The organism is Phenylobacterium sp. (assembly GCF_030693625.1).
Classification (GTDB): Bacteria; Pseudomonadota; Alphaproteobacteria; order Caulobacterales; family Caulobacteraceae; genus Phenylobacterium; species Phenylobacterium ferrooxidans.
Window position 1 is genome coordinate 43,378 of the sequence record NZ_JAUYAF010000004.1, and the last position, 10,963, is coordinate 54,340.

General features: G+C 67.1%; 10 protein-coding genes. 3 read left to right on the forward strand and 7 right to left on the reverse strand.

Annotated features, from left to right (window positions below):
* The first annotated feature begins 73 nt into the window (after positions 1 to 73).
* The 3 genes from Q8N10_RS00685 (at position 74) to dnaA (ending at position 2,907) form a co-directional block, all read left to right on the forward strand.
* Positions 74 to 658 carry a GDSL-type esterase/lipase family protein gene (locus Q8N10_RS00685; RefSeq protein ID WP_304780286.1) on the forward strand — a complete coding sequence of 195 codons (585 nt, stop codon included), beginning with the start codon at positions 74 to 76 and terminating at the stop codon, positions 656 to 658.
* Positions 659 to 762: 104 nt separating this feature from the next.
* Positions 763 to 1,032, forward strand: coding sequence for a 30S ribosomal protein S20 (gene rpsT, locus Q8N10_RS00690; protein ID WP_293497186.1), 270 nt, complete (start codon positions 763 to 765; stop codon positions 1,030 to 1,032).
* 411 nt (positions 1,033 to 1,443) lie between these two features.
* Complete coding sequence (gene dnaA / locus Q8N10_RS00695) at positions 1,444 to 2,907, forward strand: chromosomal replication initiator protein DnaA (RefSeq protein ID WP_304780289.1); 1,464 nt, start codon at positions 1,444 to 1,446, stop codon at positions 2,905 to 2,907.
* Between the two features lie 309 nt (positions 2,908 to 3,216).
* On the opposite strand, the gene pnp is transcribed toward dnaA, so the two are convergent.
* From pnp to infB, 7 genes are all read right to left on the reverse strand, one after another.
* On the reverse strand, positions 3,217 to 5,349 hold the full coding sequence (pnp, locus tag Q8N10_RS00700) for a polyribonucleotide nucleotidyltransferase (protein ID WP_304780291.1): 2,133 nt from the start codon (positions 5,347 to 5,349) through the stop codon (positions 3,217 to 3,219).
* Between the two features lie 245 nt (positions 5,350 to 5,594).
* Positions 5,595 to 5,864 carry a 30S ribosomal protein S15 gene (gene rpsO, locus Q8N10_RS00705; RefSeq protein WP_304780294.1) on the reverse strand — a complete coding sequence of 90 codons (270 nt, stop codon included), beginning with the start codon at positions 5,862 to 5,864 and terminating at the stop codon, positions 5,595 to 5,597.
* A gap of 3 nt (positions 5,865 to 5,867) precedes the next feature.
* Positions 5,868 to 6,812, reverse strand: coding sequence for a tRNA pseudouridine(55) synthase TruB (gene truB / locus Q8N10_RS00710; RefSeq protein ID WP_304780297.1), 945 nt, complete (start codon positions 6,810 to 6,812; stop codon positions 5,868 to 5,870).
* Positions 6,813 to 6,821: 9 nt separating this feature from the next.
* On the reverse strand, positions 6,822 to 7,229 hold the full coding sequence (rbfA, locus tag Q8N10_RS00715; RefSeq protein WP_304780300.1) for a 30S ribosome-binding factor RbfA: 408 nt from the start codon (positions 7,227 to 7,229) through the stop codon (positions 6,822 to 6,824).
* Positions 7,230 to 7,319: 90 nt separating this feature from the next.
* Positions 7,320 to 8,111: a dienelactone hydrolase family protein gene (locus tag Q8N10_RS00720; protein WP_304780303.1), complete on the reverse strand. Its 792-nt coding sequence runs from the start codon at positions 8,109 to 8,111 to the stop codon at positions 7,320 to 7,322.
* A gap of 35 nt (positions 8,112 to 8,146) precedes the next feature.
* The gene (locus Q8N10_RS00725; RefSeq protein WP_304780305.1) at positions 8,147 to 8,653 is read right to left on the reverse strand and encodes a DUF2939 domain-containing protein; all 507 of its coding nucleotides are present in this window, start codon (positions 8,651 to 8,653) and stop codon (positions 8,147 to 8,149) included.
* Positions 8,654 to 8,834: 181 nt separating this feature from the next.
* Positions 8,835 to 10,963, reverse strand: a 2,129-nt coding sequence (infB, locus tag Q8N10_RS00730) for a translation initiation factor IF-2 (RefSeq protein ID WP_305663841.1), incomplete at its 5' end; no start/stop codon positions are given.

Sequence of the window (10,963 nt, forward strand, 5' to 3'; positions counted from 1 at the left end):
ACGAACGGGTCTGGTTCTGGAGGCCCGGTGATGAATCTGGGTCCCGGCCTGCGCCGGGATGAGCGGTGTTGAGATGCGGCTGATCGCCTTCGGAGAGAGCTTCGTGGTCGGGGCCGGGGATCCCGACCATCTGGGCTGGGTGGGGCGGGCGATCGCCGGCCGCCGCGAGATCAGCCTCTATAATATGGGCATCCGGCGCGAGGCCTCCGACCAGCTGTTGGCCCGATGGGAGGCCGAGGCGCGGCTGCGGCTGGTGGACTATGAGCCCATGCGGATTGTCTTCTCCTTCGGCTGCAACGACAGCCATCTGGTGGCCGGGGGCCCCAGGGTGGCTGTCGCCCAGACCCTGAAGAACGCGCGCGCCATGCTGACGGCGGCACGCGCCCTGGCGCCGGTGCTGATGGTCGGGCCGCCCCCGGTGGTCGATCCTGGGGTCTGCGCCCGCGCCGAGGCCCTCAACGCCGCCCTGCTGGCCCTGTGCGCCCGGCTGCAGGTCCCCTTCATCGACGTCTTCCAGCCCCTGATGGCCGGCGGCCTGTGGCAGGCCGAGGCCGCAGCCTGGGACGGCGCCCATCCGGGCGCGGCCGGCTATCAGCAGATGGCCGACCTGGTGGGCGCGCACCCGGCCTGGCGGCGATTCACGCAAGCTGCGGAATAGCGTCCGAGCCGCATTGACCCGCAAGGAACCTTCCCGTATATCCGCGCCTCCAATTTACCCGCCCGAGCGCAGGTTCGGGCGCGAGCCGTTTTGAGAGCTGAAGCATGGCCAATACGCCTGGCGCCAAGAAGGCCGTTCGCAAGATCGAACGCCGCACCGAAGTCAACAAGGCCCGCCGCTCGCGCGTGCGGACCTATCTGCGCAAGTTTGAAGAGGCCCTGACCTCGGGCGACGCGGCCGCCGCCAAGGCCGCCTTCGTCGAGGCCCAGTCGGAGCTGATGCGCGCCGTCACCAAGGGCGTCGTGCACAAGAACACCGGCTCGCGGAAAGTGTCCCGCTTGGCCGCTCAGCTCAAGAAGATGGCCGCTGCCTAAGGTCGCGGCGCCGGGCGTATAGCCCGGCAGCTATCTAGCTGAAATAACTCGCTATTCTGACGCACCCGCTGGTCGAAAGACCGGCGGGTGTTTTCGTGCGCTGCAGCATTTCATTCACGCCCCTGCGACGAATCTTCTCAGTTAACGGAGGGTCGAAATCAGGATTCCCTTGCCGCGCGAGGGGTCGATTTGAGTCAACGAAAATATCGACTTGAGCTGCGAAGAATCTGCGTTGACCCCCCCGGCTCCCTGACTAGTGTTCAGGTCTTAAGCGCGTTCTTCCATCCCATCTCGGATGAAAATCAGCGGCGGGAGGAGTCTACCTTCTCGCCGGCTAAGAACTTGTGTTTGTTGAACAAAGATCCGGTAAGGCGCGGGGCCTCAGACCGGGCGGGCAGGTGATGGTTGGTGATGACGATGACGACCGGGGGCATTGCGGGCGAGATGGCCGAGGCGACGGCTGGCGCCGTCTGGACGAAGACTTGCGTGGCGCTGAAGCGCGAGCTGGGTGAAGCCACCTTTGGCTCCTGGCTCGGCCAGGCCGCCCTGCGCGAGCGCGGTGAGGATGTGTGCCTGGTGGCCGCCACCGGCGTGGCGCGGGACTGGATTCGCCGCCATGCCTGGCGCAGGATCGGCGAACTGTGGGCGCAGAACGATCCGATGGGCCGCGCCCTGGACCTGAAGTCCCGCATGGAATTCGACCAGGCCGCTCCGGCCTCGCCCATGGTCACGGCTGCGTCCCCCGTGGCGGCTGTGGCCGTCGCGCGTGCGGAAACCGGTCTCACCGGCAATGTCATCGAAATCGAGGTCGACCTGACCGCGCCCCGGGCGGCGCGTCAGCAGGGCCTGCAGGAGCGCTTCTCCTTCGACACCTTCGTCGCCGGCCCCGCCAACGAGTTCGCCTTCGCGGTCGCCCGCCGGGTCGCCTCCTGGGCCGACGGCCACTTCAATCCCGTGCTCTTCCACGGCCCCTACGGCTTCGGGAAGACCCACCTGCTGAACGCCATGGCCTGGGAGGCCATGCGGACGGCGCCGGGCAAGCGCGTGGTCTATCTGACCGCCGAGCGCTTCACCTCCACCTTCGTCAAGGCCGTGCAGGACCGCCAGACCGCGGCCTTCAAGGAGGAGCTGCGCAACGCCGATCTGCTGCTGATCGACGACGTGCAGTTCGTGGCCGGCAAGACCTCCACCCAGGAGGAGCTGTTCCACACCCTGATGGCGCTCATCGAGGACGGCCGCCGGGTGGTGATGACCGCCGACCGCTCGCCGGCCGAGCTGTCGGAAATGGAGCCGCGCCTGCGCAGCCACCTGCAGGCCGGCCTGGTCTGCGGTATCGAGCCCGCCGACCGCACCCTGCGTCTGGGCATCCTGGAACGTAAGCTGGCCACCCTGGCCGGCCAGGGGCGCTTTGTCCCCTCGGCCAAGGCCGAGGTGCTGGAATTCCTCGCCGACCGCTTCACCGACAGCGTGCGCGAGCTGGAGGGGGCCTTGAACACCCTGGTGGCCCGGGTGGGCGGCGAGGTCGCCCGCCTGTCCCTGGACGAGGCCCAGGCCATCCTGCGCCCCAACCTCTCCTGCACCGAGAAACGGGTGACGGTGGACCAGATCCAGAAGGCCGTGGCTGAGCACTACGGCCTCAAGCAGGCCGACATGATCTCCGAGCGCCGGGCCCGCGCCGTGGCCCGCCCGCGCCAGGCGGCCATGTGGATCGCCAAGCAGATCACCACCCGCTCCCTGCCCGACATCGGCCGCCGGTTCGGCGGCCGCGACCACACCACCGTCCTGCACGCCGTGCGCCGCATCGAGGCCCTGAAGGCGGACGATCCCGTGTTGGCGCGCGATCTCGACACCCTGCTGCGCAAGCTGCGCAGCTAGACTTCAGCCAAATTCCAGGTTGAAACGAAGGCCCGCCACCCCGGCGGGCCTTTCGCTTTGGGGAAAGCATCTCCTCTCCCCGTTCAGGGGGAGGGGGTAGGGTGAGGGGGCGCGCAGCAAGGCTGCGCGTCGCGGCCCCGGAGTGACAACGGAATTTCAGAAAGCGCCCTCACCCTACCCTCTCCCACAAGTGGGAGAGGAGGCGCTGACCTCTGGCCGCCTACGGGGAAGCGGCCGAACTACGCCCAAACAAAAAGGGGCGGCCGCATCGCTGCGGCCGCCCCTTCGATGTCTCAGAGACTTAGGCGCTTACGCGTCTTCGCCCTGCTTGGCCGAGAGGTCTTCGCCGGTTTCCTGGTCGACGACCTTCATGGACAGGCGGGTCTTGCCGCGATCGTCGAAGCCCAGGAGCTTGACCTTCACGGTCTGGCCCTCGGTCAGGACGTCGGAGACCTTGGCGACGCGGTCGCTGGAGATCTGGCTGACGTGCACCAGGCCGTCCTTGGCGCCGAAGAAGTTCACGAAGGCGCCGAAGTCGACGATCTTCACGACCTTGCCGGTGTAGATGGCGTTCAGCTCGGGCTCCGAGGCGATGGAGCGGATCCATTCCTTGGCGGCGTCGATCTTGGACTGGTCGGAGGCCGAGACCTTGATGGTGCCGTCGTCCTCGATGTCCACCTTGGCGCCGGTCTTTTCCACGATTTCGCGGATGACCTTGCCGCCCGACCCGATGACTTCACGGATCTTGTCGACCGGGACCTTCATGGTCTCGATCTTCGGGGCGAACTCGCCGAGTTCCTGACGCGGGGCTTCCATGGCCTTGGCCATCTCGGCGAGGATGTGCTTGCGGCCACCCTTCGCCTGTTCCAGCGCCTGCTTCATGATCGCTTCGGTGATGCCGGCGATCTTGATGTCCATCTGCAGGGAGGTGATGCCGTCCTCGGTGCCGGCGACCTTGAAGTCCATGTCGCCCAGGTGGTCTTCGTCACCCAGGATGTCCGACAGGACCGCGAAGCCGTCCGATTCCAGGATCAGGCCCATGGCGATGCCGGAGACCGGCTTCTTCAGGGGCACACCCGCATCCATCAGGGCCAGCGAGGAGCCGCAGACCGAGGCCATCGAGGACGAGCCGTTGGACTCAGTGATCTCGGAGACCAGACGGATGGTGTAGGGGAAGTCTTCCTGCTTGGGCAGCATCGGCCGGATGGCGCGCCAGGCGAGCTTGCCGTGGCCGACTTCGCGGCGGCCAGGGGCGCCCATGCGGCCAGTTTCACCCACCGAGAAGGGGGGGAAATTGTAGTGCAGCATGAACTTCTCGTAGTACTTGCCTTCCAGGGCGTCGATCAGCTGCTCGTCGTCGCCGGTGCCCAGGGTGGCCACGACCAGGGCCTGGGTTTCACCGCGGGTGAACAGGGCCGAACCGTGGGCGCGGGGCAGGACGCCCACTTCCGAGACGATCTGGCGGACCTTGTCGACGGTGCGGCCGTCGATGCGGATGCCGGTGTCGAGGATGTTGCGACGCACGACGTCGGCTTCGAGTTCCTTGAACACGCCGCCGAGCTTGTCGGGGCCGATGCCGGCGGGGTTGGTGTCGGACTTGCCGAACTTTTCCGTCGCCTTGGCCTTGGCCTTGCCGACCGCGTCCTGGCGTTCGCCCTTGGCCACGATCTTGTAGGCGGCGGCCAGGTCCTTGCCGATCAGCTTCTTCACTTCGGCCTTGATGGCGTCGGTGTCGTCGGGGGTGAAGTCGAAGGGCTCCTTGGCGGAGTGCTCGGCCAGTTCGATGATCGCGTCGATCACCGGCTGGATGCCGGCGTGGGCGAACATGACGCCTTTCAGCACTTCGTCTTCGCTGAGCTCCTGGATCTCGGACTCAACCATCATGACGGCTTCGTTGGTCGAGGCGACCACGAGGTCCATCGCCGATTCCTTCATCTCGTCGAGAGTCGGGTTCAGGATGTATTCGCCGTTGACGTAGCCCACGCGGGCCGCGCCGATCGGGCCCATGAAGGGGGCGCCGGAGATCACCAGGGCGGCCGAGGCGGCCACCAGGGCGACGATGTCGGGATCGTTTTCCAGGTCGTGGGCCAGCACGGTGCAGACCACCTGGACTTCATTCTTGAAGCCCTTGACGAACAGCGGGCGGATCGGACGGTCGATCAGGCGGCTGGTGAGGGTTTCCTTTTGGCTGGGCGCGCCCTCGCGGCGGGGGAAGGAGCCCGGGATCTTGCCCGCGGCGTAGAACTTCTCCTGGTAGTTCACGGTCAGCGGGAAGAAGTCCTGACCCGGCTTGGCGCTCTTGGCGTAGACCGCGGTGGCCAGCACCATGGTCTCACCGTAGGTGGCGAGAACGGCGCCGTCGGCCTGGCGGGCCATGCGGCCGGTTTCCAGGGTCAGCGTCTTGCCGCCCCACTCGATGGTCTTGCGTTTGATATCGAACATTTTGCTTCTTTCTCATCCCGCGGGCGCATTCCCGGCGGGGGCGGACAGGGCGGGGGGTTCCCGAGATCCTCTCCAGTCAAACAGGCGGGGGTGAGGATCACTGTGGAACCCTCGGCGTGTTTGGGCGCCCACCGAAAGGGGCGGCCCGGACCGCTTTTGATCCTCCGGCCTGTCGCGGAGGAAGCGGGAAATCATGGAGCCTGATACGCAAAGCCCCCGCTTTCGCGGGGGCTGGACTTGGTGTCCTAGCGGCGCAGACCCAGCTTCTCGATGATGGCCTGATAGCGACCGGTGTCGGTGCTCTTCAGGTGGTCGAGAAGTCGGCGGCGCTGGGAAACCATCTTCAGAAGGCCCCGGCGCGAGTGGTTGTCTTTCTTGTGAGCCTTGAAGTGCTCGGTCAGGTTCGCGATCCGCTCCGTGAGGATCGAGACCTGCACTTCAGCGCCACCCGTGTCCGCTTCGGAGCGGCCGTGGGTCTTGATAAGCTCGGCCTTACGTTCAATCGTAATCGACATCGGTCAGTCTCCGCTCTTGGTCAGATGAAAGACTCGCGATGGCTCGAGCTTGCCTGCGCGCATCTCGCAGAGCGCCACCATCATCCCCTCCGACAGCACTGAAACGGTTCGAGAACCCAGGGTGAGCTGGGCTTTCAGGGCTTCAACCTGTCGGGGAACGAGAACGATGGGCCGTCCCTGCTTAAGTCTGAAAGCGTCTTCGGCGGTCACGGCCAGCTCCGGGATGTCGTCCAGGGCGGTCTCGACCGGAAGCAATGCGTCCAGATGGCCGGGCTTATGCCCCAAATCCTCAAGCAATTCCAGTGTTATCGCCCGGTCTTCGGAGAAGGCCCCGACCCGGGTGCGGCGAAGCGCGCTGACATGGGCGCAGGCTCCCAGCATTTCCGCCAGATCCCGCACGATGGCGCGCACATAGGTGCCCTTGCCGCAGCTGACCTCGATCTCGACATGGTCGGGATCAGGAGCCTCCACCACGCGGGCGGAATGGATGGTGACGATGCGGGCCGCAAGCTCCACCTCATGGCCGGCGCGGGCCAGGTCATAGGCCCGCTCGCCGTCCACCTTGATGGCCGAGAAGATCGGCGGGACCTGGGAGATCTCGCCCACGAAGGCCGGAAGCTTCTCTTCCACCTGCGCCACGGTAGGCCGCACGTCGGAGGTGGCCGTGGTCACACCCTCGCGGTCAAAGCTGGCGGTGGTGCGGCCCCACTCGATGATGAAGCGGTAGGTCTTGTCGGCGTCCATCAGGAAGGGGACGGTCTTGGTGGCTTCCCCGAGCGCGATGGGCAGGATGCCGGTGGCCAGGGGGTCCAGGGTGCCGGCGTGACCCGCTTTCTGGGCGTTGAACAGCCGGCGCACACGGCCGACCGCGCTGGTGGAGGTCAGGTCATAGGGCTTGTCGAGGCAGATCCAGCCCGAGACCGGATCGCCCTTCTTGCGTCGCGCCATGTTGGAAAATCAGTCCTGGTCGGAGGGATCGGCGGCGAGGTCCTGGGCGACCTTGGGATCATCAAACAGCGCGTTGATGCGGCTGGCCTCGTTGAAGGTCTCGTCGTGGACGAACTTCAGGTCGGGCGTGAACTTCATCTCGATGGCGCGGCCCAGGCAGCCACGCAGGAACTTGGCGTGGCGGTTCAGCGCGTCCACCACCACCGAGTACTTCTGGCCCCCCAGGGGCTCGACGAAGCAGATGGCGTGGCGCAGGTCCGGGCTCATACGCACCTGGGTGACCGTGATGGGCACACCGGCCAGGTCCGGGTCCTGGATTTCGTGCTCGCGCATCACCTCCACCAGGGCATGTCGGGTGAGTTCGCCGGCGCGCAGTTGGCGCTGGCTCGGGCCGGCGGGCTTTCCGGGACGTTTCATGGCTCTACCTTCTAGGGCCTGGCCCACGGATCGGACGTGGGGCTCAGGGAAGCCGGCGCTTCTAGTGGTCCCGCGGGCTCAAGTCCACCCCTAGGCCCCGGTCCGGTCCTTGAAGAAGGCGATCACCCGCTGCTCGGCGGCCTTGGTGGGGCCGTCCTCCTTCAGGTGCAGGGTCAGGACCGAGTGCGGCGCCATCTGGGCCGGGGCGGCGTCGGCGTCCGACAGCTCGATGGCCTCGAAGCGGTCGCCGAACTCTCGGCGGAAGGTCTCGAACCTGGCGTCGGGGACGAAGGTGTCGCTGGTGAAGCGCAGGCCGATCATCGACAGGTCCTCGTCCTCGAACCGCTGCCGGGCGCAGGCGATCTCCTTGGCCGAGACGCCGATCCCCGCCCCTCGCTTGGGGTTCTTGCCGGCCAGCGGCAGGGACGGCTGGGACAGGACCGGCGCCACAACGGCCGGCTCGGTCATCATGGCCAGGGCGAAGTTGCCGGTGAAGCACATGCCCACGGCGCCCACCCCCTTGCCGCCGCAGTCGGCGTGGGCCTTACGGGCCAGGGCGCGCAGCCAGTCGACGATGGGGCTCGACTTGTCGGTGGCCCAGGCGTTGAATTCGCGTCGGATGCAGATCGTCCAGGCGATGGTGGAGAGCGCGTAGCCTGGGCTGACAGGGCGGCCCGGATCGCCGAACAGGCTGGGGCAGTAGACGGTCATGCCCGCTGCCGCCACCCGGTCAGCGAAGGCGATCACCAGCGGGTGCAGGCCCGGCATCTCATGGATGATGATGACCGCAGGGCCGGAGCCGCGCCGGTAGACGTCGCGCTTGCGATGGCCGTCGTCGAACTCGAACGTCTCGTAATCGCTCAGCGCGGCTTCGTAGCCCATGGCGTTCCCCCACCCTTTGGCGGGAGCCTAACCCGCTAGAGCTTGATGCGCAGGCTGGAAATCTCGCCCTCGAAGCCCGACAGCTTCCAGACGCCGTTGTCCTGGCGGAAGATCAGCACACAGGGGCCGTCCTTGGACTTGGTGGCGCACACCCGGCCGTCGTCCATGGTCTTGAGCGAGCCGGCGATGGCGACCCGGCTGGGGAGCGGCTGGCCGGGCTTGTAGCCGTAGGACTCCGCCACCTTGTGGAACACCTGAGGCTGGACCAGGGCGTCGCCGGCGATGTCGGCCAGGGCCGGGGCCAGCATGGCGCCCAGGGCCTGCCAACCCTTGTCGACCTTGGGACCGCGGGCCTCGGCGGTCAGGCGGGCGGAGATTTCCTGCTTGAGCGCCTCGCGGTCGACATGGGCGTCGAAGGCCGCCTGGTCCTCGTCGCGAATGGAGACCAGCAGGGCGTGAACGTCGCCGGCGGCGTCCAGGCGCTGAGCCGTGGCGCAGGCCGAAAGTCCCATCGCCAAGGCGATCATCAGAAAGAAGCGCATCGTCGTCTCCGCTTGGGCCCACTGACAGGTGGGCGAAAAATGGGGTGTCTTGATGGCCTTGGCGAGGGGCTATTGGCCGGCCTGCGCGAACTTCCGCGCCGCGAGCGGGGCGCCGGACATCAAAAGAGCCTCCCCGTTTCCGGGAAGGCTCTGATGAATCTCAGGCCTGGGCCAGGCGCCGCTAGAGGCTGCGCTTGACCTCTTCGAGGCTGAAGCACTCGATGGTGTCGCCTTCCTTGATGTCCTGGAAGCCCTGGAAGAACATCCCGCACTCCTGGCCGGCGTTGACCTCGTTGACCTCGTCCTTGAAGCGCTTGAGCGTCTGCAGGGTGCCGAGTTCGAGGACCACGATGTCGGCCCGGATGATGCGGACGCGGGCGCCCTTGCGGACCGTGCCCTCGGTGACGCGGCAACCGGCGACGCGTCCGACCTTGGTGATGTCGAAGACCTGGAGGACTTCGGCGTTGCCGAGGAAGGTTTCGCGCTGTTCCGGCGCCAGCATGCCCGAAAGCACGCCCTTGATGTCGTCGATCAGGTCGTAGATCACCGAATAGTAGCGGATCTCCACGCCCTCACGCTCGGCGAGCTGGCGGGCCTGGCTGGAGGCGCGGACGTTAAAGCCGAGGATGGGCGAGTTCGCCCCCTTGGCCAGCATGACGTCGCTCTCGCTGATGGCGCCGGCGCCCGACAGGATGATCCGCGCGCGGACCTCGTCGGTGCCGAGCTTGTCCAGCGAGGACACGATGGCCTCGGCGGACCCTTGCACGTCGGCCTTGATGATGACCGGCAGCTCGGAGATCTTCTTGTCCTGCAGCTTGGCCATGAAGTCGGCCATGGTGACGCCGCCGGCGACCGGCGAACCGGCCTTTTCACGCTTCACGCGGGTGCGATAGGCGGTCAGCTCGCGGGCGCGGGCCTCGTTCTCCACCACCGCGAAGGGTTCGCCCGGCGAGGGCGTGCCGTCGAGGCCGAGGATTTCCACCGGCACCGAGGGGCCGGCTTCATCAAGCTGCTCGTCGCGTTCGTTGAAGAGGGCGCGAACCCGGCCGAAGCTGGAGCCGGCCACGACGATGTCGCCACGCTTCAGGGTGCCACGCTTGACCAGCACGGTGGAGACCGCGCCGCGGCCCCGGTCCAGCTTGGCCTCGATGACCGTGCCGTCGGCGGTGCGGTCAGGATTGGCCTTCAGGTCCATGACCTCGGCCTGAAGCAGGATGCCTTCGATCAGGTCGTCGAGGCCGAGCTTCTGGGTCGCCGAGACCTGGATGGCCTGGGTGTCGCCGCCCAGGCTTTCCACGACGATCTCGTGCTGCAGCAGCTCGTTGATCACCCGTTGCGGATCGGCGCCGGGCTTGTCGATCTTGTTGATGGCCACGATGATCGGCGCGCCGGACGCCCGGGCGTGATGGATGGCCTCGATGGTCTGGGGCATAACGCCGTCGTCGGCGGCCACCACCAGGATGACGATGTCGGTGACGTCGGCGCCGCGGGCCCGCATCGCCGAGAAGGCGGCGTGGCCGGGGGTGTCCAGGAAGGTGACCGCTTGGCCGCTTTCCAGGCGCACCTGATAGGCGCCGATATGCTGGGTGATGCCGCCGTGTTCGCCCTTGGCCACGTCGGCCGAGCGAAGGGCGTCGAGCAGGGAGGTCTTCCCGTGGTCGACGTGACCCATGACAGCCACCACCGGGGGTCGCGACACGAGGTGATCGTCGAGATCCTCGTCGCCGATGAAGCCTTCTTCGACGTCGGCTTCGGACACGCGGCGAACGGTGTGGCCGAACTCGGTGGCCACCAGCTCGGCGGTGTCGTTGTCGATGACGTCGTTGATCTTCAGCATCACGCCCTGACGCATCAGGAACTTGATGATCTCCACGCCGCGGGTCGCCATGCGGTTGGCGAGTTCCGCCACGGTGATGACGTCGGGAATGATGACTTCGCGCGCAGCGCGGGCCGCTTCCTGGCCGCCGCCCTTGCGCTTCTCGCGTTCACGCTCACGGGCCCGGCGAACCGAGGCCAGGGAGCGCATGCGTTCGACGGCGCTCTCGTCATCCCCGGCCACGGCCTGGATGGTGAGACGGCCTTCGCGGCGCTGCTGGGCGCCCTTGACGCGGGAGATGGCCTTGGTGGGGGCCGCATTGGCCTTGCGGCGCGTATCCTCTTCATCGTCACGACGGGCGATGGTGTCGCCGCCGCCGGGCCGCGGGGCCTGGCGGGTGGCGCGCTGAACCTCAGGCGTGGCGGGCGGGGCGTTGGGCGTCGGACGCCCGGCACCAGGACGCGCGCCGCCGGGGCGGGCGCCGTCGCGAGGCG